The sequence below is a fragment of the Kitasatospora sp. NPDC001683 genome, assembly GCF_053596495.1.
The window spans coordinates 1-22,908 of the sequence record NZ_JBSFGK010000065.1; the positions used below are offsets into that span (position 1 = coordinate 1).

Here is a 22,908-nt window from a genome sequence, read left to right on the forward strand (position 1 = left end):
CTCTGCCTCTTGGCTTGACTGGAGTTCATAGGTGTGCTCTACCCACCCCCCGCCGACCGCGTGTCGGCGGGCCCCTTCGACGTTCGGACGGCATGCGGAAGGGGCCGGACCGCAGGTGCGGTCCGGCCCCTTCAGGCGCTTGGGATCAACCGCTGTGCTCGATCAACCGATGAGCGAGCGCAGCACGTACTGCAGGATGCCGCCGTTGCGGTAGTAGTCCGCCTCACCGGGGGTGTCGATGCGGACGACCGCGTCGAACTCCTTGTCACCTGCCTTGACCTTGACGGTCTTCGGGGTGCGGCCCTCGTTGAGCTCGGTCACGCCGGTGATGGAGAAGGTCTCCTCGCCGGTCAGGCCGAGGGAGTCGGCGTTCTGGCCCTCCGGGAACTGCAGCGGCAGGACGCCCATGCCGATCAGGTTCGAGCGGTGGATGCGCTCGTAGGACTCGGCGATGACGGCCTTGACGCCAAGCAGCGCGGTGCCCTTGGCGGCCCAGTCGCGGGACGAACCGGAGCCGTACTCCTTGCCCGCCAGGACGACCAGCGGGACGCCGGCGGCCTGGTAGTTCTGCGAGGCGTCGTAGATGAACGACACCGGGGCGTCGGCCTGGGTGAAGTCGCGGGTGTAGCCGCCCTCGGTGCCCGGCGCGATCTGGTTGCGCAGGCGGATGTTGGCGAAGGTGCCGCGGATCATGACCTCGTGGTTGCCACGGCGCGAGCCGTAGGAGTTGAAGTCACGCTTGTCGACGCCGTTGGCGGTCAGGTACTGCGCCGCCGGGGTGCCCGGCTTGATGTTGCCGGCCGGGGAGATGTGGTCGGTGGTGACCGAGTCGCCCAGCTTGGCCAGGACGCGGGCACCGGCGATGTCGGTCACCGGGCTCGGGGTCTTGGCCATGCCCTCGAAGTACGGGGGCTTGCGGACGTAGGTGGACTCGGCGTCCCACTCGAAGGTGTTGCCGGTCGGGACCGGGAGCGACTGCCAGCGGTGGTCACCGGCGAAGACGTCCTGGTAGCCCTTGTCGAACATGGCCTCGTCGATGGAGCCGGCGACGGTGTCGGCGACCTCCTGCTCCGACGGCCAGATGTCGGCGAGGAAGACGTCGTTGCCGTCGGCGTCCTGGCCCAGGGCGTCCTTGGTGATGTCGACGTTCATGTTGCCGGCGAGGGCGTAGGCGACCACCAGCGGCGGGGAGGCCAGGTAGTTCATCTTGACGTCGGGGTTGATCCGGCCCTCGAAGTTGCGGTTGCCGGAGAGCACCGAGACGACCGCGAGGTCGGACTCGTTGACGGCGGCCGAGACCTCCTCGGGCAGCGGGCCCGAGTTGCCGATGCAGGTGACGCAGCCGTAGCCGACCAGGTTGAAGCCCAGCTTCTCCATGTACGGGAGCAGGCCGGCCTTCTCGTAGTAGTCCATGACGACCTTGGAGCCGGGCGCCAGGGTGGTCTTGACCCAGGGCTTGACGCGCAGGCCCTTCTCCACGGCCTTCTTCGCCAGCAGGGCGGCGCCCAGCATGACGGAGGGGTTGGAGGTGTTGGTGCAGGAGGTGATCGACGCGATCACGACCGCGCCGTTGTCGATCTCGTAGGTCGAGCCGTCGGGGGCGGTGACGGTGGTCGGCTTGGAGGCCTCGGCGGAGTAGGTCGGCAGCGCCTCGGCGAACTTCTGGGCGGCCTCGGCCAGGACGACGCGGTCCTGCGGGCGCTTCGGGCCGGAGATCGACGGGACGACGGTGGAGACGTCCAGCTCGAGGTACTCGGAGTAGACCGGCTCGACCGACGGGTCGTGCCAGAGGCCCTGCTCCTTGGCGTAGGCCTCGACCAGGGCGAGCTGCTGCTCGTCGCGGCCGGTCAGGCGCAGGTAGTTGATGGTCTCGGCGTCGATCGGGAAGATCGCGCAGGTCGAGCCGAACTCCGGCGACATGTTGCCGATGGTGGCGCGGTTGGCCAGCGGGATGGCGCCGATGCCGTCGCCGTAGAACTCGACGAACTTGCCGACCACACCGTGCTTGCGCAGCATCTCGGTGATGGTGAGCACCAGGTCGGTGGCGGTGGTGCCGGCCGGCAGCTCGCCGGTCAGCTTGAAGCCGACCACGCGCGGGATCAGCATGGAGACCGGCTGGCCGAGCATGGCGGCCTCGGCCTCGATGCCGCCGACGCCCCAGCCCAGCACGCCCAGGCCGTTGACCATGGTGGTGTGCGAGTCGGTGCCGACGCAGGTGTCCGGGTAGGCCTGGCCGTTACGGACCATGACGGTGCGGGCCAGGTGCTCGATGTTCACCTGGTGGACGATGCCGGTGCCCGGCGGGACGACCTTGAACTCGTCGAAGGCGGTCTGGCCCCAGCGCAGGAACTGGTAGCGCTCCTTGTTGCGGCCGTACTCGATCTCGACGTTCTGGGTGAACGCGTCCTTGGTGCCGAACTTGTCGGCGATGACCGAGTGGTCGATGACCAGCTCGGCCGGGGCCAGCGGGTTGATCTTGGCCGGGTCGCCGCCCAGCTCCTTGACGGCCTCGCGCATGGTGGCGAGGTCGACCACGCACGGCACGCCGGTGAAGTCCTGCATGATCACGCGGGCGGGGGTGAACTGGATCTCCTGGCTCGGCTGGGCGTTCTCGTCCCAGTTGCCGAGGGCGCGGATGTGGTCGGCGGTGATGTTCGCGCCGTCCTCCGTGCGGAGCAGGTTCTCCAGCAGCACCTTGAGGCTGTAGGGCAGCCGCTCGGAACCCTCGACGGCGGAGAGCTTGAAGATCTCGTACGACTCGTCGCCCACCTGCAGCGAGCTGCGGGCGTCGAAGCTGTTCGCGGACACGACTGACTCCTTCTGGGTGCTTCGTGCGATATCCGGCCGCCACGCGGTGGTAAGGTCAGCCTTACTTAGGCCCGCCTCGCCCGCATCGCCGGTGAGCGCCTCTCGGCAAGTATCTTGATGTCGAGATATATCGTAAGGGGCAGTTATCTCGATGTCGAGATAAACCATAGTGCATGCGGCCGCCATCACCACCGCAGGCATGCCCCGATGCGTTTCGGTGCAGGTCAGCGGCCGTCCGGGCCGCGACGCTTGCGCTCCAGCCGGATCAGCCAGACCGCTCCCGCCACGATCGCGGCGGCCAGCAGCAGCACCACCACGAGCTCACCACCGGAGCCGCTGACCGGCGCGGGGGCGACGTCGGCCAGCAGGGTCGTCGTCCTCATATACCTTCACCTCCTTCCGGTCCGTCCGCACCCGGTCGGCGCCGGAACGCCCCTCCGGGCCCCAGGTCATCGCCCAGGTCATCGCCCAGGCCGAGGACCAACATCAGCAGCACCGGGAACTCCAGATACGCGTGGTAGCTGGCCAGCGCCGCGTACACCGAGCGACCCTGGGCGTAATCCACGGCGAACAACAGGGCCAGCAGCGCACCCGCGCCCGCCCCCAGCGCCCACGCCCGCCGACCCCGCAGGCCCGGCACCCGGGCGTCGAAGCGCTCCGCCGCCTCCGGCGCGTACCTCGGCAGGAACCACACCCACACCACGTAGTGCATCGTCTGCAGGAAGGCGAACACCGCCAGGAAGCGCAGGCCCACCTGAGGCGTCAGCCAGCCCGGCGGGGTGTAGACCGCCGCCAGCCGGTCCGTCCAGCCACCCGGCCGCTGGGACAGCAGCCCGTCCAGCAGCCCGCTCAGCAACAGCGCCGGAACCAGCAGCACCCAACCGCACTGCAGCGCCAGGAACGCCGCACGCCCCCGCGCCAGCCTGCGCGACCACTCCGCCAGGAACAGCAGCGGCACCACGTTGTGCAGGTGCGCCAGCACCACGAAGTGGTACGCCGGGAAGGCCAGCGAGGCCGCACCCGCGCCCGCCAGGCCGACGGCGCTCGCCGCCAGCAGCCGCGGCCGGCCGCGCAGCCCGTACCGGCAGGCCGCCGCCAGCAGACCGTAGGCGAGCAGGATCTCCGCCGACTGGGACAGCCGGGACGGCGGCAGCAGCCGGCACAGCACGATCCCGGTCACCAGCGCCAGCAGCAGCCGCAGCAGCGGACCGGCCAGCACCGCGGCGAAACGGCCCGCCACGTAGCGCAGCTCCAGCACGTTGTGCAGCAGGCCGAACACCGCCAGGCCCAGCACCGCCAGACCGGTCGGCGCCCGCAGCGCCAGCACCAGCGCCGAGCCGGCCGCCAGCGCGAAGCCCGTGAACGGCGCGGCGGACAGCCGGGCCGCCGGACCGGGCGCGGGCCAGGTTCCCGGCCCTCCCCCGCAGCCGGCCCGGATCCCCGTGGTCGCCATGCTCCCCCTCCCCGTGGCACGATCCCCGCCGTGCGCTACCCGGTGGCCCTCGCCCTCACCCTGCTGACCGAGACACCCGTCTACACCGCCGCCCTCACCCGGATCGGGCGGGTCCGCCCGGCACGGGCGGCCGCGGCGGGCGTACTCGTCAACCTGGCGACCCATCCATTGCTCTGGTGGACCCTCCGGCACTGGACCGACGGGCCCGCCGCAGCGTACTGGACCGGCTTCGCGCTCAGCGAGGCGGCGGTCTGCGCGGTCGAGGCGCTGCTGCTGTGCCCGATCACCGGACTGCGCCCCCGCGACCCACTCCCCTGGATCGCCTCCGGCACCGCCAACGCCACCTCGCTGCTGGCCGGACTGCTGCTCGGCGGCTGAAACCGGATCCGGGCCGCCCGTAACGCGGACGTCCGGCTCGCGCGTCCAGTCGGGCACAGGGCGGACACGCCGGCGACACGGGGCGGGAACGCCCGCACACGGGGCACGAGGGGAACAGCGTGATCGGGAAGACGCGACGGGCCGAGGAGAGCGCGGAGTTCGAGGACTTCGCGTACAGCCGTGGACAGCGGCTCTTCCGCACCGCGCTGCTGCTCTGCGGCGACTGGCACCTCGCCGAGGACCTCACCCAGGTCACCCTCGCCAAGCTCTTCGCGGCCTGGCCCAAGGTCCGCCGGGCCGACAGCCAGGACGCCTACGCCCGCGGCACCCTGGTGCGCAGCTACCTCTCCCACCGGCGGCTGCGCCGCAGCGGCGAACGGCCCGCGCTCGGCGAACTCCCCGAGGGCGTCGCCCCCGGCGACGACCCGGCGCTGCGGGTCACCCTGCTCGCCGCCCTCGCCGAACTCCAGCCCCGGGACCGGGCGGTGCTCGTCCTGCGGTACTGGGAGGACCGCAGCGTCGAGGAGACCGCCGCCGAACTCGGCGTCAGCGCGGGCGCGGTGCGCGCCCAGTCGGTGCGCGCCCTCGGCCGGCTGCGCGCCGTCCTCGGCCCCGAGGCGGCCGAACACCTCACCCGCTCCTGAGTCCACAGCAACTGCTCCGGAAGGAACGACGACCATGAACGAGCCCGACGTGGACGGCCGCGAGCTGTCCGCCGTCTTCGAGCGCACGATGAACGGCCTCGGCCCCGACCTCGGCCCGCTGGTCGCCGCGAGCGCCCGGCAGGGCCGCTCGATCCGGCGCCGCCGTCGGCTGACCGTCGTCGGCGCGGTGACGGCGGTGGCCGCGCTCGCCGTCGGCGGCAGCCTCGCGCTGCGCGGCGGGGACGGGACCGGGAACGGCGGTCAGGCCGCAACCGCCGCCTCGGCCACCGGTTCCCCGGCCGCCTCCCCGACGGCCTCGACCGCGCCGGCTTCCGGCCGGCGGTACCCGCGACCGGTGGAGCCGACCGACGACAACCCGGAGCAGCCCCAGCCGGGCACCGGCCCCAACACCGGCAAGGTCGCCATGACCGGCCACGCCGCGCTGGCCGCCCTGGCCGAAGCCCTGCCCCCGGACAGGCGGATCTACGACTACTCCGGCTCCTCCCAGCTGACCAGGACCGGCAGCACCGACCCCGGGCACGTGTCGATCGTGGCCGACCTGCTCTACGACGACGGCTCCGGCCCGGCCAACGTCCGGCTCTGGTTCGAGGGCGGCTTCGGCGCCCGCCTGGGGCCCGACTCCCACCCCAGCGCCGACGACGTGTTCAGCTGCGCGAAGGTGAACGCCCACGGCCTGTTCAGCTCCTGCTCCGACAGCGTGCTCCCGGACGGCACCCGGCTGACGCTCACCGAACGGACCTCTCACGGCGCCCTGGAGCGCGAGGTCGACCTGCTGCGGCCGGACCAGGCCAGGGTGACGGTCAGCACCAGCAACGCGGCGCAGGTCGCCGGATCGGACCAGGCCCAGGTCGTCCGGGACGGGCTGCCGCTCAGCCTCGACCAGCTGAAGGCCGCCGCGCTGTCCGCCGGCCTGCAGGAGTGGATCACCCCCGCGCAGGCGCAGCGGGCCGAGCAGACCATCCGGCCGTTCCACAACGGCATGCCGGGGCGGACCCAGCCGTCCGGGACCGCGACCTCCAGGCCCGGCTCCGCCGGGTGAGGGCCGGCCCGGTACGGTGACCGCTGTGGTGACGGGCAGAGGGGGCCGACGATGATCGTGGTGGACGCGTCCGCGCTGGTGCTGGCGCTCGCCGACCGGGGACCGCGAGGGGACCGCGCCCGGGCCGAACTCGCCGTCGACGGCGACTGGGCTGCGCCCGAGCACATCGTGATCGAGGTGATGCAGTCCCTGCGCGGCCTCTACCTCGCCAAGGAGCTGACCGCCGAGCGGGTCGCCGAACTCACCGGCGAACTGGCCGCGGTGACCATCCGCAAGATCGAGGTGGCGCCGCTGCTCGGCCGGATCTGGGAGCTCAAGGACAACCTCACCCCGGACGACGCCGCGTACGTCGCGGTCGCCGAACGGTACGGGGCGCCGCTGGTCACCGCCGACCTGCGGCTGATGCGGGCCAGCGGGCCGCGCTGCGAGATCCGGGGGATCGCGCGCGAGGTCGGCTGAGTGTCCCCGAGGGCGCGGGGCCGTTAGCAGGGCGACCGTCGCCCTGCCCGTGGAAGGCCCGACCCGATGCCCACTCCGCTCGCCGCCGCCCTGCTGCCGCTGGCCCTGCTCGCCCCCGCCGCCTCGCCGGTCTCCGTGACGGAGGCGGCCTTCGACCCGGCGACCGCCTTCGTCCCGCCGGCCGCGATCAGCTACGCCGACGACCTGGTGCCGTACGGCTCGCACGTCCGGGTCGTCACCGACCGCCCGGTGCCCGGGCGGACGGTGCTCACCCTGACGGTGGCCGGGCTCGCCCCCGACCACGAGTTCCCGGTGCACCTGCACACCGGCGACTGCGGGGCCGATCCGGCCTCCTCCGGGCCGCACTACCAGGACGTGGTCGACCCGGTGCAGCCGTCCACCGACCCGGCGTACGCCAACGACCGCAACGAACTGCGGCTGGTGCTGCGCACCGACGGGCGGGGCGGCGCCACCGCGAGGGCCGCGGTGGAGTGGCAGCCGCGGCCCGGCGGGGCGCGCTCGCTGGTGCTGCACGCGGGCACCCCGGCCGGTCGGCACGCGGCCGCCGACCGGGTGGCCTGCGTCAGGCTGGCACGCTGACCCTTTCGCGCGGCTCCTCAGGAGCCGAAGGAGCCGAGGGTGGCGTCAGGAGCCGAGAGTGGCGACCAGGACCGCCTTGATGGTGTGCAGGCGGTTCTCGGCCTGGTCGAACACGATGGAGTGCGCCGACTCGAACAGCTCGTCGGTGCACTCCAGCTCGGTCATGCCGGTCGCCTCGTACATCTGCCGGCCGACCACGGTGCCGAGGTCGTGGAAGGCGGGCAGGCAGTGCAGGAACCTCACGTTCGGGTTGCCGGTGGCCCGGACGGTGTCCATGGACACCTGGTACGGCCTGAGCAGCTCGATCCGCTCGGCCCAGACCTCCTTGGGCTCGCCCATCGAGACCCAGACGTCGGTGTAGAGGAAGTCGGCGTCGGCCACGCCCTCGGCCACGTCCTCGGTCAGGGTGATCCTGGCGCCGGTCTCCTCGGCCAGCGCCTGCGCCGCCTTCCGCACCTCCTCGGCCGGCCAGAGGGTGCGCGGGGCGACGATCCGGATGTCCATGCCGAGCAGGGCGCCGGTGACCAGCAGCGAGTTGCCCATGTTGGAGCGGGCGTCGCCGAGGTAGGCGAGGGCGACCTCGGTGAGCGGCTTGGTGGTGTGCTCGGTGACGGTGAGCACGTCGGCCAGCATCTGGGTGGGGTGCCACTCGTCGGTCAGTCCGTTCCAGACCGGGACGCCGGCGTGCTGGGCCAGCTCCTCGACGATCTCCTGGCCGTGGCCGCGGTACTCGATGCCGTCGAACATCCGGCCGAGCACCCGGGCGGTGTCCTTGACGGACTCCTTGTGGCCGATCTGCGAGCCGGCCGGGTCCAGGTAGGTGGTGCCGGCCCCCTGGTCGCGCGCGGCGACCTCGAAGGCACAGCGGGTGCGGGTGGAGGTCTTCTCGAAGATCAGCGCGATGTTCTTCCCGCGCAGCCGGGGCTGCTCGGTGCCCGCGTACTTGGCCGCCTTCAGACTGGCCGCGAGGTCCACCAGGTAGCGGAACTCCTGGGGCGTGAAGTCGAGCTCCTTGAGGAAGTGCCTGTTCCGGAGGTTGAAGGCCATACCGGGCTCCTGGGGTGACGGGACTGGGGGAAGGTGGCAAGTCTATACGATGACCGGAATTTCTATACAGAATGGTGCCGAGGGAGGGGAGTCCCGGCGCGGGACTCCCCTCCTTCAGCCGGTCTTCACAGGCGCGGGTCGACCGGCTCCGACTCCAGCGCGAGCACCGCGAACACCGGCTCGTGCACCCGCCACAGCGGCTCCCCGGCCGCCAGCCGGTCCAGCGCCTCCAGGCCCAGCGCGTACTCACGCAGCGCCAGCGAGCGCTTGTGGCCCAGCGAGCGCATCCGCAACCGGTCCAGGTGCTCGGTGTAGTCCGGGCCGTAGATGATCCGCAGGTACTCCCGGCCGCGCACCTTAAGCCCCGGCTGCACCAGGCCGCCCGGACGGCCCTCGCCGCGCGCCGTCCGCACCACCGAGGCCAGCGGCTTGACCACCATGCCCTCGCCGCCCGCCGCCGTCAGGTCCTCCCACCAGGCGGTGGCGGCGGCCACCGAGGCCTCGTCCTCGGTGTCCACCAGGACCCGTCCGGTGCGGTGCAGCACGGGCTGCCGCGCGTCGCCGTCCTCCGCCGCGGCCGCCTCGTCGGCGTCCACCAGGCGGTCGATCCAGGCCAGGTGCTCGTCGTGCGGGCGCGCCGCGAGGTTCGCCCCCTCGGCGGCCAGCAGCTGGAACGGTGCGAGCCGGAGGCCCGACAGGCCCTCGGTCGGCCAGCAGTAGCGCCGGTACGACTCGGTGAAGGCCCGCGCGTCGGCGGCGCGGCGGCGCTGACGGGCGGTCAGCTCCCCCAGTTCCAGCCCGCGCGCGGCCGCCTGCTCCAGGGCCGACAGCACCTCGGGCAGCGCGGCGCCGGCCGCCGCGCCGACCGCCGCGTACTGGCGGCGCAGCAGTTCCACCGCCTTCAGCGACCAGGGCATCAGCTCGGCGTCCAGCAGCAGCCAGTCGGTGCCCAACTCCTCGAACAACCCGGCCCGTTCGGCCGCCGACCGGACCCTGCCCAGCACGGCGGCGGTCAGCTCCTCGTCGTCGAGGAAGGCCCGGCCGGTCCGGGTCCAGATCGCGCCCGGGCCCGCCACCCCGAAGCGCCGCTCCAGCGCGGCGCCGTCCCGGGCGACCAGCAGCACCGCGCGCGAGCCCATGTGCTTCTCCTCGCAGACCAGGTGCCGGACGCCGTCCGCGCGGTAGGCGAAGAAGGCCTCCTCCGGGTGCTCCAGGTAGCCCTCCCGGCGGGAGGTCGGGCTCGGCGCCATGGTCGGCGGCAGGTAGGCGAGCAGCCGCGGGTCCAGCGCGAAGCGGCTCATCACCTCCAGCGCGGCCGTCGCGTTCTCCTCCCGGACGGCCACCCGCCCGTGCAGCCCGGTCTCCACGATCCGGCGCCCGGCCACGTCGGCGAGGTCCAGCGGACGGCCCTCGCGGGCACCCGGCGCGTCGGCGAGCAGCGGGCGCACGGGGGCGTACCACTCCCGCTCGGCCTCGACGCTCACCAGCTCGCGCTCCGGGTAGCGCAGCGCGGTCAGGCTGCCGCCGAAGACGCAGCCGGTGTCCAGGCAGATGGTGTTGTTGAGGAAGCTCGCGCTCGGCACCGGGGTGTGGCCGTAGACCACCAGCGCCCGGCCCCGGTACTCCTCCGCCCACGGGTAGCGCACCGGCAGGCCGTACTCGTCGGTCTCGCCGGTGGTCTCCCCGTACAGCGCGTGCGAGCGCACCCGGCCGGAGGCGCGGCCGTGGTACCGCTCCGGCAGACCGGCGTGGCAGACCACCAGGGCGCCGCCGTCCAGCAGGTAGTGGCTCACCAGGCCGCGCATGAAGGCGCGCACCTCGGCCTTGAACTCCTCGGACTCCCCGGCCAGTTGGTCCAGCGACTCCTGCAGGCCGTGCGAGACAGTGACCTTCTTGCCGTCCATCGTCCGGCCGAGCTTGTTCTCGTGGTTGCCGGGCACGCAGAGCGCGTGGCCGGCCGCCACCATGCCCATCACCAGGCGCAGCACGCCCGGGGTGTCCGGGCCGCGGTCGACCAGGTCGCCGACGAACACGGCGGTGCGGCCCGCCGGGTGGGCCGCGTCCACCGGACGGCCCTCGGCGTCCCGGGCGAGGGTGTAGCCGAGGCGGTCCAGCAGGGTCTCCAGCTCGGAGCGGCAGCCGTGGATGTCGCCCACGATGTCGAACGGGCCGGTGAGGTGGCGCAGGTCGTTGTAGCGCTTCTCCAGCTCGATCTCGGCGGCCGCCACCTCGGCCTCGCCCCGTAGGACGTGCACCTTGCGGAAGCCCTCGCGCTCCAGGCCCCGGAGCGACCTGCGCAGTTCACGGTGCTGACGCGGGACCACGTGGGCGGGCAGCTGGCGGTCCGGGCGGGAACGGTTGCGCTCGGCGCACACGCCTGGCGGCACGTCCAGCACGATCGCGATCGGCAGCACGTCGTGCTCGCGGGCGATCGCGACCAGCTGCCGGCGGGCCTCCGGCTGGACGTTGGTGGCGTCCACCACGGTGAGGCGGCCGGCGGCGAGGCGCTTGCCGACGATGTAGTGCAGGACGTCGAAGGCCTCGGCGGAGGCGGACTGGTCGTTGTCGTCGTCGGCGACCAGGCCCCGGCAGAAGTCGGAGGAGATCACCTGGGTGGGCAGGAAGTGGCGGCGGGCGAAGGTGGACTTGCCCGAGCCGCTGGTGCCGATCAGGACGACCAGGGAGACGTCGGTGACGGGGAGGCGGCGGGGGATGGTGGTGCGCTCGGGCGCTTCCGGCTGGGGTGCGTCGGTGTTGGTGGCGTCGGTGCTGGTGGCGTCGTCGGTCATCGGGTCTCGCCTCCTTCGGGCGTCGTGGTGGTCGCGGCTTCGGGCGTCGTGGGGGTCGCGGTGCGGAACAGGGCCAGCTGGGTCGGCGGGCCGACCTCCGGGTCCTCGGGGCCGACCGGGCGCAACTCCACCGTGTACCCGTACGCCGCCGCGACCTTCCCGGCCCAGGCCTCGAACTCGGCGCGCGACCACTCGAAGCGGTGGTCGGCGTGCCGGGCACGGCCGGCCGGCAGGCTCTCCCAACGGACGTTGTACTCGACGTTGGGCGTGGTGACGACCACGGCCCTCGGGCGGGCCGCGCCGAACACCGCGTACTCCAGCGCGGGCAGCCGCGGCAGGTCCAGGTGCTCGATCACCTCGCACAGCACCGCCGCGTCGTAGCCCTTCAGCCGGGCGTCGGTGTACGTCAGCGCGCCCTGCGCCAGCGTCACCCGGGCCGCCTGCCGCTCGGGCAGGCGCGCCAGACGCAGCTTGCGGTTCGCCGCCTGCAGCGCCCGCGCGGACACGTCCACGCCGAGGATCTCGGTGAACCGGGCGTCCTTCAGCAGCTCGCCGATCAGCTCGCCCTGGCCGCAGCCGAGGTCGGCGACCCGGGCCGCGCCGCTGTCGCGCAGGGCGGCGAGGATCGCGGCGCGGCGCTGCTCGGCGAGCGAGGGCTGCCGGGGCTCGGTGGTCTCGGCCGTTTCGGCGGACTCGGCGGACTCGGCGGACTCGGCGGACTCCTCGTCCGGGCGGTCGTCGACCGCGTTGTCGATCTCCTCGACCTCGCGGTCGTCCGCCTCCGCCAGCCGGGCCAGCTCCAGGCGCTCCATCGCGGCCCGGGTCAGCGACCAGCGCCGGGACAGGTAGCGCCGGGCGATCAGGGCGCGCTCGGGGTGGGCGGCCAGCCAGCCCTCACCGGCGGCGAGCAGCTTGTCCACCTCGTCCGGGGCGACCCAGTAGTGCTTGGCGCCGTCCAGCACCGGCAGCAGCACGTACAGCTGCTGGAGCGCGTCGGCGAGCCGGATCGCGTCCGAGGCGAGCACGACCCGCACGTAGCGGGACTCGCCCCACTCCGGGAAAGCCTCGTCCAGCGGGATCGCCGCCGCCTCGACCCGCCAGCCCAGCGGCTCGAACAGCCGGGCCACCATCGCCGGGCCGCCGCCCTCGCCCGCGCCGTTCGCGGGCACGGCGGGCAGCTCGATCCGCAGCGGACGGAGCCGCCCCGGCAGCTCCGGGCGCAGTTGGCAGTCGCCCTTCATCGCGGAGCGGAACACCGTCCGCAGTGCCACCGCGAGCAGCGAGGACGCGGCGTACGGGCGGTCGTTGACGTACTGGGAGAGCGCGAAGTCGGGCGAGCCGCCCCGGCCCTTGCCGTTGCCCCGGCCCTTGCGGACCAGGGCGATCGGGTCGATGTCCAGCAGCAGCGCCGCCGTGCAGACCTCGTCCCCCGCCTCGGGGTAGAAGACGTGGGCCTCGCCGTGCGACGTCGTGAACCGCTGGACCTTGCCGGGATGCTTGTGCAGCAGGAACCCGAGATCCGTGGCCGGGCTCTCGGTGCTGCCGGTGGTGGAAATCGACATGAACACCCGGCCGAGTATTGCCCAGTGGTGAGCGTCCGAGCACCGGGTTTTCCGGCCCGGCACCCCGCTGGCCTGCGGGTCCGACCGGCGTGTCCGGACGCTGGGCGTGTTCGGCAGCGGGGCCCCGCATTGGTTAACGTGCACAGTGTGACTGCTGAATCCACCTCCCCCGCTCCGAACGGCGCCGTCGCCACCGGTCTGGCCACCATCGCCGCCGACGGCACCGTCCTCGACACCTGGTACCCCGCCCCCGCGCTGGCCGCCGAGCCCGGCCCGGCCGGCACCGTGCGCCTGACCCCCGAGCAGGCCGAGGCCGAGCTCGGCGCCGGCGCCGCCGACGCCCTGCGCGCCGACGCCCGCCGCGGCGTCGAGGTGGTCGCCGTGCGCACCACCATCGCCTCGCTGGACGAGAAGCCGCTGGACACCCACGACGTGTACCTGCGCCTGCACCTGCTCAGCCACCGCCTGGTCCAGCCGCACGGCCAGAACCTGGACGGCATCTTCGGCCTGCTCGCCAACGTCGCGTGGACCAGCATCGGTCCCGTCCCGGTGGACAAGGTCGAGCAGGCCCGCCTCGCCGTCCGCGCCCAGGGCGGCCAGCTGGCCGTGTACGGGATCGACAAGTTCCCGCGGATGACCGACTACGTCGCCCCGAGCGGGGTGCGCATCGCCCACGCCGACCGGGTCCGGCTCGGCGCGCACCTGGCGGCCGGCACCACCGTGATGCACGAGGGCTTCGTCAACTTCAACGCCGGCACCCTCGGCACCTCGATGGTCGAGGGCCGGATCAGCGCCGGCGTCGTGGTCGGCGACCACAGCGACATCGGCGGCGGTGCGTCGATCATGGGTACCCTGTCCGGCGGCGGCAAGCAGGTCGTCTCGGTCGGCGAGCGCTGCCTGCTCGGCGCCAACGCGGGCATCGGCATCTCGCTGGGCAGCGACTGCGTGGTCGAGGCCGGCCTGTACGTCACCGCCGGTACCCGGGTCACCACCCCGGACGGCACGGTGGCCAAGGCCGTCGAGCTGTCCGGCCAGGACAACCTGCTGTTCCGCCGCAACTCGCAGACCGGCGCGGTCGAGGTCATCGCCCGCTCCGGCTCCTGGGGCGGGCTGAACGCGGACCTGCACGCCCACAACTGACCTGCGGGCAGCGGGCGTTGACCGCCCGGGGGTCCGGCGCCGAGTGTGCCGGGCCCCCTTCGCCATGCCGCCGGGAGCTCGCGCCGGCGCGGGCTACGGCCGGCGGTGGCGCCCCGGGGCCTTGCGCGGTCGCGGCGCCGAGTAGGGCGGACGCCGGACGCCGTCGCCCTCGATCCCGTGCAGGATCCGCTGGGCGGCGGCGTAGTCCTCGGCCACCGTCTCCGGCAGCCACTGGTAGCCGTCCCAGCGCACGATCAGCCGCGGCCCGTCCGGCGTCACATGGGCGCCGCGCTGCTGCCCGTCCGTGAGCCGTACCACCCTCAACTGACCGACCGGCCGCAGCCGTTGCTCCCGGCGCGCGGCCCACGCCGCCAGCGGTTCGTCCTCGTCCATCGGGCCAGTCTGGCCCGCGGACGCCGGTGACCGACAGCCCCGTCACCCGACCGGGGGACGCGCCGGCCGCCGTACCGCGCGTGGCGCATCAGTTGCTCCGCAGGATGACGAGCTGCCGGGTCGCCCTGGTCATCGCCACGTAGCGGTCGACCGCCCCCTCGACGCCCTCGCCGAAGGCCTCCGGATCGACCAGGACGACCAGGTCGAACTCCAGTCCCTTGGCCAGCTCCGGAGTGAGTGAGCGGATCCGCGACCGCTCCTCGAAGCCCGGAGCGCCGATGACGCAGGCGATGCCCTCGTCGTGCTCGGCGAGCCAGGTGTCCAGCACCTCCGCCAACTCCGCCACCGACCCGTGCCGGACCGGAATGCCGCTGCTGCGCACCGAGGTCGGCACGTTGGCGTCCGGCAGCGCCGCCCGGATGGCCGGCTCGGCCTGCGCCATCGCCTCCTCCGGCGTGCGGTAGTTGATGCCGAGCGAGGCCATGGTGATGCGGTCGAGTCCGATCCGCTCGAGCCGCTCCTGCCACGACTCGGTGAAGCCGTGCCGGGCCTGGGCGCGGTCCCCGACGATGGTGAAGCTCCGGGACGGGCAGCGCAGCAGCAGCATCTGCCACTGCGCGTCGGTCAGCTCCTGGGCCTCGTCCACCACGATGTGGGCGAACGGGCCGGCCAGCGGGTCCGCGTCGACGCCGGGCAGCGCACCCTCGTCGATCAGGGTGTCCTGGAGGTCCCGGCCGCGCAGCATCGTCACCACGCCCTCGCCGTCGTCGTCGGCCTGGAGCAGGTCGCCGATCACGTCCGCCATCCGCTCGCGCTCTGCCGCCACCGAGGCCCGGTGGCGGCCCAGGCGCAGCGTGGCCTCGCGGTCCCCGAGCCGCCGGCGGGCCGCGTCCAGCAGCGGCAGGTCGGAGAGCGTCCAGGCCTGCGGGGCGTGCTTGCGCTGGAGCGTGCGGATCTCCTCGGTGGTCAGGTGGGGCGCGCACATCCGCAGGTAAGCGGGCACCGACCAGAGGTCGCCGACCAGGTCGGTCGCCTCGAGCAGCGGCCAGGCGCGGTTGAGCGTCTCGACCAGCTCCCGGTCCTGGCGCAGCGAACGCCGGAACGACTCGGGCGAGACCTCCTCGTCCTCGTCCTGCTCCAGCTTGTCCAGCAGGATCGCGGCCAGCTCGTCCCAGATCTGCTCGCGCGCCTCGTTGTGCGGGGTGCCCGGGTCCGGGGCGTCGAAGGCCTCGGACCAGTCCTCGGCGCTCAGCCAGAGGTCGGCCCAGTGGGTGGTGACCACCATCCCCTCGGTCGGCGGCTCCTCGTAGAACCGGACGGCCTTCTCGATCGCCCGCACCAGGTCCGCCGACGACTTCAGCCGCGCGACCTCCGGATCGGCCTCCTCCGCCGCCCCCGCGCCCTCCGGCAGCAGATCCCGCAGGGTGCAGGTGCGCACCCCCTCCTCGCCGAGGCTGGGCAGGACGTCGGCGACGTAGTTCAGGTACGGCTGGTGCGGGCCGACGAACAGCACCCCGCCGCGCCGGTGGCCGAGACGGGGGTCGGAGTACAGCAGGTAGGCGGAACGGTGCAGGGCGACCACGGTCTTGCCGGTGCCCGGGCCGCCGTCGACCACCAGGGCGCCGCGCGAGCCGGCCCGGATGATCGCGTCCTGGTCGGCCTGGATGGTGGCGAGCACGTCCCGCATCCGGGCCGACCGGTTGCCGGCCAGGCTGGCGATGAAGGCGGACTGGTCGTCCAACGCGGCGTGCCCCTCCAGGCCCTCCGCGGTGAACACCTCGTCCCAGTAGTCGGCGATCCGGCCGAGGCTCCAGCGGTACCGGCGACGGCTCACCAGACCCATCGGGTCGGCGTGGGTCGCCGCGAAGAACGGCTCGGCCGCGGGCGAACGCCAGTCGACCAGCAGCCGACGGCCGTCACCGTCGGTGAGCCCCAGCCGGCCCACGTACAGGGGTTCGGCGCCCTCCGCGGTCACCACGCGCCCGAGGCACAGATCCAGGCCGTAGCGGCGCAGGGCACGCAGCCGCCCGCTCAACCGGTGGACCTCGATGTCCCGGTCCATCGCCGCCTGCCCGGCACCACCCGGCGCCCGGCGCACCGCGTCCAACTGCTCGGACAGCTCGGCGATCGCCCGCTCCAGGCTCTCCGCGATGGCCGCGAAATGCCGCTCGTCGGCCGCGACGAGCGCGGGATCGGCCTTCGCGGACAGGCGCTCTGGCAGGTCGAAAGCACTGGTGGTCAGGGGGGTCATGGCATCAGCTCCGATCTGAGGCCAGCGATTGTGCGCCCCCAAGGGGGCCTTGCCGCAAGACCCCCCGTGCGCTATACGTTGAGAGTGGCAAGGGGTGGGTTCTCCCCCTTCTCGCTCCTTGGGCGTTGAGTCGGACATGTGTGCGCTGACCGTTTCCCTGGAGCTCTTCCGACCGGACGGCATGGGACTTTCCCCAGGGGCCGGTGCCGCGCGAGCACAGCACCGGGCCCCACTCATTCATGCCCTACCGATTCGACGAGCCCACCCACCCCCTCGCGCGCCTTACTTCCGCAACAGAGCCCCAGCCCCTTTAGAGGCGGCTGCTCTACGCCGGTGCCCTCTCAGCATGCTGAGAGGGCACCGGCAAAACGCATCGAGAAGCCAATATCCGTGAAAGCTGGTGTGTCCAGGCCGCGGTCCGGAACCGACGTGAGGTCACATCACGACTTCTCAATCAATTGTCGAGGCTTGTTCACGGAGATCGTTGAATTCGCCGTCGGCGGCGCCCGCCTTGAACGCGGCCCACTCATCAGCATCGAACGCAAGGATCGACGCTGTGGGATCAGCGCCGTGACGCATCACCACATAGCCCGTGGGGTCGATAGTGCTTTTCCAGGGCCCCTGGCGCCGCGAAGCGCGGCGCCAGGGGCCCTAACGTTGGTCCTCGCCGCTCCGCTGGGGCCCTCCCCCTCCGCTCGCTCCGAGGGTTCTCATGCCCCGCCGCCGCAAGGCGGGATGCGCCCAAAGATCCGGCGATCCGAGGCAGATGGCGCACGGAGCAGGAAGTCGGCCGGGCCGACTTCCTACTTCGGCATGAGATAGCACGTCAGGCGTGATGGTCGAATTCGCCGGCCTTGATGCCGTGGAGAAGGGCGGAGAAGGTCGCGGGGGTGGTGCGGAGGATGAGGTGGCCTTCGTCGGACTCGCGGAGTTCAACTGCCCCGTTGGTCGTACGCACCTCCACGCAGTTCTCGGTCGATCCGCTGAATGTGGACTTCTGCCACTCGATTCCGGTCACAATGGGCCTTTCATAGGTTTCGCGCGATCTTGCGAATCAGGTCGCGGGAGTCGCTTTCGTTCAGCGCGAGCGCTTCAGTCTGTTCGAAGATGGCTCGATAGCTGGCCAGTTCACTGGTCGCATCAAGGTGTTCGGAGTCACGCGAGGACTCTCGCTCGACCGTATCGAGCTCAGAGATGGCGCCGAACGCGTAGGTGAGGTTCTCGACGGCACCAGGGAAGGTCTCGATGTCGAACGGCACGACTCGAATGGACATCTAGGGCAGATCGGAGTCATCGAGCAGGGAGCCGAGTTGCTCCTTGAGGATCTGCGTTCCTCCGAACCGAGTCCACAGCACTGATTCGTAGATGAAGGCCGTCAGCGGTTTCGGATTGCGACGCAGGTCGGTCTTGCGTTGCATTCTGAATGCGGTCCGTGCCTCCACCTCATGCCGAGGGAGTGGAGGGAAAACTCGCCCGAAGACAGCCGAGGCGTAGTTGATGGTCTGACACGGGCCAGGCATGTGGGTGAGGACCCACAGCATGAGCTCGCGGGAGGTCTTCTCCAGCTCGGCGTTCTCAAGGAAGCCGCCCGGCACGGTGCCGCGGTACTCATCCCACCAGCCCTTGGAGCGGTCCTGGACCATGGACTCAAGCGCATCGATCAGGGGCTCGTTCATGCACTTGCAGGCGGCGGCGAATGAGCGGAGCCGCTCCGGGCTCACGCCGACCTTGGCTGCCTCTATCTGGCTGACCTGAGTCCTGTCGATGCCGAGGTCCCTGCTGAGGGCACCGGTCGACAGCCCGGCGGCCTCGCGCATCTTCCGAAGCTCGGTCCCGATCCGGCGTTGACGGAGCGTCGGGTTGAGTCGCGGCGGCATTGGTCCCTTCCTTGCCGATGTGGGCCAAGTCTGCCGCGCCGCCAGGCGTGGGGTCCACTTGAGGGTGAACCTATCCGGATTTGGAATCACACGTGATGCGGCTGCTGAATGGTCGATACCACATCGATCCGACGGATCGTCAGTAATGCCTGCCAGCAGGCACCGCAGAGCAGCCACGCCCATTTGCCTGGCCTGGCTCACGGCGACCCATGTCCGCCGGATCTTCCTTCTCAACCACGCCGGGAGAACTCCCATGCGTCACCTCAACACGCCCTCGCTCACCCTCGCCAAGCAGTCCCTCCAGGACGCCATGACCCGCCTCGGCTGGCCGCCCTCGGACACCTTCGACGCCGAACTCGCCCTCGGCGAGCTGATCGTGAACGCCTGGAGCCACGCGAACACCCCCGCGCCGGTCGTCCAGATCCTCTCCCTCACCGCCAACACCCTCCGGGTCGCCGTCTCGGACGAGAGCCCGATCCTGCCCGACATGCAGCCCCACCACCTCCTCGCCGAGTCCGGCCGGGGCCTCCAGCTCGTCGAGGGCCTCACCGACCGCTGGGGCATCGACCCGCAGAAACGCGGCAAGACCATCTGGTTCGAGTGCGACCTGGGCGGTGCCGAGTGAAGCGCCGCTTCCCCATGAAGCCCACCGACCCCCGGATCCGCGCCTACACCGACGACCACATCCGCACGCTCCTCGCCGAACTCCAGGAGCGCGGCAAGAAGTTCGGCCTCATCTGGCCCTCCGCCGACCTCGACCACACCCTCGACGGCCGGATCCTCGTCCGCTTCAACACGGCGCCCACCTCGACCCTCCTGAACCTCCTTGTGCTGCTCCTCGACGCCGACCGCGAGCACCCGTGCGATTCCTGATCGGGGCGGCCTTCGCCGTCCTCCTCGCCCTCGCGATCGCCACGGTCGCCCTGGGCGTCATCACCGCCCTCAAGGCGACCCCGCCAGACGAGGACGCCTGAGCGCTAACAGCCGAAGAGGGCCGTCACCGCCCCCCGGCGATCACGGCCCCCTGCCCCCGCTGTTCGGCCCGCCCCGCCCCGCCCAGCCCCTCGCCTCAGCTCTTCTTCTCGAACCCCGCCAGCAGCCCGCGCGGGTCGAAGGCCACCCGGATCCGCGCGATCCTCCCGTTCTCCACGTGCATCCAGTTCGCCGTCGGCGCCGGCGGCGCAACCGTGGTGCACAGCTCGAACCAGGTGATCACCTCGTCGCCGTCCGCGACCCGCGCCTTCACGTCGATCTTCTCCAGCACCTGGCCGAGGCCCCTCAGCCCGCCCAGCGCCTCCTCGATCCCGGACGCCGTGCCCAGTGCCCCGACGAAGTCGACGTCCTCGGCCAGCAGGCCCCGGACGGTCTCGAAGTCGCCCGCCTCCCAGGCGGTGAAGTAGGTCTCGGCAAGCTCACGCGCAGTCTTCGTCGTCGTCATGCCTCAATCCTCCGCCCGGGCCAACCTATCCGTCCAACATATAGATCTGATGCCTGATATCACCATTGGTGATGGTAGTGACGCTGAGGGAATGTCAGCTAAAGGTCGCCCAGCGGATGGCCCCGCTCGTGCCGTCCGGGGCCGAGGTCCTGGCCGGCCTGGAGATGGGCGGCATTCCCGTGGTCACCGCGCTCGGCCGGCACACCGGCCTGCCGTGCGCATTCGTGGGCAAGCAGGCCAAGCCGTATGGCACTTGCCGCCTGGCCGAAGGCGCCGATGTGGTCGGCCGCCGTGTGCTGGTGGTCAAGGACGTGGTCACCAGCGGCGGACAGATCGTGCTGTCGACCGCCGACCTGCGCGGCCTCGGGGCCGTCGTGAACGAGGCCCTGTGCGTGATCGACCGTGAGCAAGGCGGTGCCGATGCCCTCGCGGCGGAGGGCATCAGTCTGTTGTCGCTGCTGACCGCAGAGGATCTGCGAACCGCTGCCGCGGGCTGACCGCCGACCTGCCCGCCGGGGTGAAACAGCCGATGCAGGCAAGGGGATCCGAGGCGAGGACCATCGCCGGTGACCCCCTCGCTTGGCCATCGCTGTCACGGACGGTGACGACCTGGCCGGCCCGGCCGTCCGCCGCATCCGCCGGGCGGCCGGCACGCCCGTCGCATGTCGTCACCGGTCATCGGATTCCTTTCGTGGATACCCCCGGCTTCAGCCGGGGGAGGAAACGAAACTCCTGCGGAGCAGGACAGGGGCTGCGATTCGCCGCAAAGGCGGACCGTAGTGCTCTGACCCGCGGGTTTGATCTCTAACCTGTTGTCACATTAGGTTGTGAGCATGACTGGTGGCCATGTGAAGCGGGCGTTCAAGTACCGCTTCCACCCGACCGATGCGCAGGCGGCTGAGCTGTGGCGCACGTTCGGGTGCGTGCGCAAGGTCTACAACCTGGCGTTGCAGGCCCGTACCGAGGCGTGGACGCTGCGCCAGGAGCGGGTGAACTACAACGCCACATCCGCGATGCTGACGGTGTGGAAGAAGACCGAGGAACTGGCCTACCTGTCCGAGGTGTCGTCGGTCCCGTTGCAGCAGGCGCTGCGGCACCTGCAGGGCGCGTTCGCCAACTTCTGGGCCAGGCGGGCGAAGTACCCGACGTTCAAGTCCCGGAAGAAGTCCCGGAAGTCCGCCGAGTACACCACCAGCGGTTTCCGGTACCGGGACGGCCGGCTGACTCTGGCCAAGATGACGGAACCGCTGGCCATCGTCTGGTCGCGTCCGCTCCCCGAGGGGGCTTCGCCGTCCACGGTGACGGTGTCGCAGGACGCGGCCGGACGCTGGTTCGTCTCCATGCTGTGCGACGACCGGCCGGCCATGCCCGCACCGGTCAACGCGGCCGTGGGCATCGACGCCGGAATCACCAGCCTGGTGACGCTCTCCACCGGAGAGAAGATCACCAACCCGAGGCATGAGCGCAAGGACCGCGAACGCCTCGCCAAGGCCCAGCGAGACCTTGCCCGCAAGGCCAAGGGCGACGGTGCGAACCGGGCGAAGGCCCGGATCAAGGTCGGCCGGGCGTATGCCCGGATCGCCGACCGGCGCAGGGACTTCCTGCACAAGCTCACCACTCGACTCGTTCGTGAGAACCAAACGATCGTGATCGAGGACCTGACCGTCCGGAACATTCTCAAGAACCGGACACTCGCCCGAGCGGTCTCGGACGCGAGCTGGACCGAGCTGCGGTCCATGCTGGAGTACAAGGCCGACTGGTACGGGCGTGAGGTGATCACCGTTGACCGGTGGTTCCCCTCGTCCAAGCTGTGCTCGACCTGCGGCACCCTGCGAGGCAGGATGCCGCTCAACGTCCGCGAGTGGACGTGCGACTGCGGAACGACCCACGACCGGGACGTCAACGCGGCGAAGAACATCCTGGCCGCCGGGCTGGCGGTTGCAGCCTGTGGAGACGGTGTAAGACCTCAACGGAGCACTCCGGGCGGGCGGTCGTCGGTGAAGCAGGAAGTCGTCCCACCGCCGCGCTCACGCGCAGCGGCTCAGCCGCGAGGCTGAGGGGAACCCCCCTCCCTTCAGGAGGGGGAGGAAGTCAAGGAGATGCACCAGCTGCGCTACTTCGTCGCCGTGGTCGACGAGGGGTCCTTCACGGCCGCCGCCAACCGCCTGCACGTCAGCCAGTCCGGCATCAGCACCCAGGTGGCCAAGCTGGAGCGGGAGTTGGGCCAGCAGCTGCTGGAACGTTCCGGCCGCCGGGTCCGGCTCACCCCGGCCGGCGAGGCTGTCCTCCCGCTGGCCAAGAGCGCGCTCGCCACCCTGGAAGCCATCCAGCACACCGCCGCCGAGTTCGCCGACGCGGTGCGCGGCCGGGTGCGGCTGGGCATGATCACGGGCTGCTCGATCCCGCCGTTCCTGGACACCGTGGCGGACCTCGGTCGCACCCATCCCGGCATCGAACTGAGCCTGCACGAGGGGCACTCGGACCTCCTCCAGGCGCAGGTCCTCTCCGGCGCCCTCGACCTGGCCCTGATCGGCTACGCGGGCGAGACCGACCCGGGCCTGGAGGCCGACGTCGTCGTGGACGAGCCGATCGCCGCCGTCATCCCGGCCGGTCACCCGCTCGACCGGGACACCCTCCAACTCGCCGACCTGGGCGGGGAGAAGGTCCTCTGCCTGTCTGCGGGCACCGGCATCCGCGCCGCCTACGAGCGCTCCTGCGCCCAGCTCGGCCTCGACGCCCGGGTGGACATCGACGCCAGCTCCCCGGTCGCCCTGCTCCGCCTCGCCGAGCGCGGCGCGGGCGTCGCCGTCCTCAGCACCTCCTCCGCACAGGGCGCCGGCCTGCGGGCCGTCCCGTTCGCCGACGCCGCCACGAACGCCCGTCTCGGGCTGGTCGCCCGCCGCGACCAGCAGTCCCCGGCGGTCCGCCTCCTCCGCGCCAAACTCACCGCGGCCATGTGTCCCGTCTGATCGGCATGTGTGATGGGGTGGCCCTCAGTGTCGAGCCCAG

Annotated in this window: 22 protein-coding genes and 1 pseudogene; 11 read left to right on the top strand and 12 right to left on the bottom strand. The window is 71.7% G+C overall.

Going from position 1 to position 22,908, the window contains the following annotated elements:
• Positions 1-162: 162 nt before the first annotated feature.
• The 3 genes from acnA to ACWCYO_RS28675 form a co-directional block, all read right to left on the bottom strand.
• On the bottom strand, positions 163-2,808 hold the full coding sequence (gene acnA / locus ACWCYO_RS28665) for an aconitate hydratase AcnA (protein ID WP_270146962.1): 2,646 nt from the start codon (positions 2,806-2,808) through the stop codon (positions 163-165).
• A 224-nt stretch (positions 2,809-3,032) separates the two neighbouring features.
• A complete protein-coding gene (locus ACWCYO_RS28670; protein ID WP_270146961.1) occupies positions 3,033-3,191 on the bottom strand; it encodes a hypothetical protein in 159 nt (52 codons plus the stop codon).
• Complete coding sequence (locus ACWCYO_RS28675) at positions 3,188-4,261, bottom strand: hypothetical protein (protein ID WP_449785811.1); 1,074 nt, start codon at positions 4,259-4,261, stop codon at positions 3,188-3,190. Before ACWCYO_RS28675 ends, ACWCYO_RS28670 begins: the two co-directional genes overlap by 4 nt.
• Before the next feature lie 30 nt (positions 4,262-4,291).
• Here ACWCYO_RS28675 and ACWCYO_RS28680 point away from each other — a divergent pair, with 30 nt between their 5' ends.
• The 5 genes from ACWCYO_RS28680 to ACWCYO_RS28700 all read left to right on the top strand — a co-directional run bounded on the left by ACWCYO_RS28680 (position 4,292) and on the right by ACWCYO_RS28700 (position 7,402).
• Positions 4,292-4,639: a hypothetical protein gene (locus ACWCYO_RS28680; protein ID WP_270146959.1), complete on the top strand. Its 348-nt coding sequence runs from the start codon at positions 4,292-4,294 to the stop codon at positions 4,637-4,639.
• Between the two features lie 119 nt (positions 4,640-4,758).
• Positions 4,759-5,283, top strand: a complete 525-nt coding sequence (locus ACWCYO_RS28685; protein ID WP_449785812.1) for a SigE family RNA polymerase sigma factor — start codon at positions 4,759-4,761, stop codon at positions 5,281-5,283.
• A gap of 34 nt (positions 5,284-5,317) precedes the next feature.
• Complete coding sequence (locus ACWCYO_RS28690; RefSeq protein ID WP_449785813.1) at positions 5,318-6,343, top strand: hypothetical protein; 1,026 nt, start codon at positions 5,318-5,320, stop codon at positions 6,341-6,343.
• 51 nt (positions 6,344-6,394) lie between these two features.
• Complete coding sequence (locus ACWCYO_RS28695; protein WP_270146956.1) at positions 6,395-6,802, top strand: type II toxin-antitoxin system VapC family toxin; 408 nt, start codon at positions 6,395-6,397, stop codon at positions 6,800-6,802.
• 66 nt (positions 6,803-6,868) lie between these two features.
• Positions 6,869-7,402 (top strand): superoxide dismutase family protein, encoded by a 534-nt coding sequence (locus ACWCYO_RS28700; protein WP_449785814.1) that lies wholly within the window; start codon positions 6,869-6,871, stop codon positions 7,400-7,402.
• Positions 7,403-7,447: 45 nt separating this feature from the next.
• On the opposite strand, the gene argF is transcribed toward ACWCYO_RS28700, so the two are convergent.
• From argF to ACWCYO_RS28715, 3 genes are all read right to left on the bottom strand, one after another.
• Entirely contained in the window at positions 7,448-8,449 is a 1,002-nt protein-coding gene (argF, locus tag ACWCYO_RS28705) for an ornithine carbamoyltransferase (RefSeq protein ID WP_449785815.1), read from the bottom strand.
• Positions 8,450-8,574: 125 nt separating this feature from the next.
• Positions 8,575-11,238 carry a polynucleotide kinase-phosphatase gene (locus ACWCYO_RS28710; RefSeq protein WP_449785816.1) on the bottom strand — a complete coding sequence of 888 codons (2,664 nt, stop codon included), beginning with the start codon at positions 11,236-11,238 and terminating at the stop codon, positions 8,575-8,577.
• Positions 11,235-12,806, bottom strand: a complete 1,572-nt coding sequence (locus ACWCYO_RS28715) for a 3' terminal RNA ribose 2'-O-methyltransferase Hen1 (protein WP_449785817.1) — start codon at positions 12,804-12,806, stop codon at positions 11,235-11,237. The genes ACWCYO_RS28710 and ACWCYO_RS28715 overlap by 4 nt, the downstream gene beginning before the upstream one ends.
• Before the next feature lie 141 nt (positions 12,807-12,947).
• On the opposite strand from ACWCYO_RS28715, the gene dapD reads away from it, so the two are divergent.
• Entirely contained in the window at positions 12,948-13,940 is a 993-nt protein-coding gene (gene dapD, locus ACWCYO_RS28720; protein ID WP_270146951.1) for a 2,3,4,5-tetrahydropyridine-2,6-dicarboxylate N-succinyltransferase, read from the top strand.
• Between the two features lie 93 nt (positions 13,941-14,033).
• Here the strand turns inward: dapD and ACWCYO_RS28725 are convergent, their stop codons facing one another.
• The 5 genes and pseudogenes from ACWCYO_RS28725 to ACWCYO_RS28745 form a co-directional block, all read right to left on the bottom strand.
• On the bottom strand, positions 14,034-14,333 hold the full coding sequence (locus tag ACWCYO_RS28725; protein WP_270146950.1) for a DUF6087 family protein: 300 nt from the start codon (positions 14,331-14,333) through the stop codon (positions 14,034-14,036).
• An 88-nt stretch (positions 14,334-14,421) separates the two neighbouring features.
• Entirely contained in the window at positions 14,422-16,584 is a 2,163-nt protein-coding gene (gene helR, locus ACWCYO_RS28730) for an RNA polymerase recycling motor ATPase HelR (RefSeq protein ID WP_449785818.1), read from the bottom strand.
• A 450-nt stretch (positions 16,585-17,034) separates the two neighbouring features.
• Positions 17,035-17,169: a DUF397 domain-containing protein gene (locus ACWCYO_RS28735; protein WP_270146947.1), complete on the bottom strand. Its 135-nt coding sequence runs from the start codon at positions 17,167-17,169 to the stop codon at positions 17,035-17,037.
• A gap of 241 nt (positions 17,170-17,410) precedes the next feature.
• On the bottom strand, positions 17,411-17,602 hold the full coding sequence (locus ACWCYO_RS28740; protein WP_270146946.1) for a DUF397 domain-containing protein: 192 nt from the start codon (positions 17,600-17,602) through the stop codon (positions 17,411-17,413).
• A 10-nt stretch (positions 17,603-17,612) separates the two neighbouring features.
• A pseudogene (locus tag ACWCYO_RS28745) lies at positions 17,613-18,716 on the bottom strand (helix-turn-helix domain-containing protein).
• Between ACWCYO_RS28745 and ACWCYO_RS28750 the strand changes: the two are divergent.
• Positions 18,715-19,086: an ATP-binding protein gene (locus ACWCYO_RS28750; protein ID WP_449785819.1), complete on the top strand. Its 372-nt coding sequence runs from the start codon at positions 18,715-18,717 to the stop codon at positions 19,084-19,086. The pseudogene ACWCYO_RS28745 and the gene ACWCYO_RS28750 sit on opposite strands and share 2 nt — an antisense overlap.
• A 14-nt stretch (positions 19,087-19,100) precedes the next feature.
• A complete protein-coding gene (locus ACWCYO_RS28755) occupies positions 19,101-19,334 on the top strand; it encodes a hypothetical protein (protein ID WP_449785820.1) in 234 nt (77 codons plus the stop codon).
• Between the two features lie 196 nt (positions 19,335-19,530).
• Here ACWCYO_RS28755 and ACWCYO_RS28760 read toward each other — a convergent pair whose 3' ends face one another.
• Positions 19,531-19,899 carry a nuclear transport factor 2 family protein gene (locus ACWCYO_RS28760; RefSeq protein WP_449785821.1) on the bottom strand — a complete coding sequence of 123 codons (369 nt, stop codon included), beginning with the start codon at positions 19,897-19,899 and terminating at the stop codon, positions 19,531-19,533.
• Between the two features lie 116 nt (positions 19,900-20,015).
• Between ACWCYO_RS28760 and ACWCYO_RS28765 the strand changes: the two genes are divergently transcribed.
• The 3 genes from ACWCYO_RS28765 (at position 20,016) to ACWCYO_RS28775 (ending at position 22,868) form a co-directional block, all read left to right on the top strand.
• Entirely contained in the window at positions 20,016-20,396 is a 381-nt protein-coding gene (locus tag ACWCYO_RS28765; RefSeq protein ID WP_449785822.1) for an orotate phosphoribosyltransferase, read from the top strand.
• Between the two features lie 336 nt (positions 20,397-20,732).
• Positions 20,733-21,956 (top strand): RNA-guided endonuclease InsQ/TnpB family protein, encoded by a 1,224-nt coding sequence (locus ACWCYO_RS28770; RefSeq protein ID WP_270144917.1) that lies wholly within the window; start codon positions 20,733-20,735, stop codon positions 21,954-21,956.
• 42 nt (positions 21,957-21,998) lie between these two features.
• Positions 21,999-22,868 (top strand): LysR family transcriptional regulator, encoded by an 870-nt coding sequence (locus ACWCYO_RS28775; RefSeq protein ID WP_449785823.1) that lies wholly within the window; start codon positions 21,999-22,001, stop codon positions 22,866-22,868.
• Positions 22,869-22,908 lie beyond the last annotated feature (40 nt).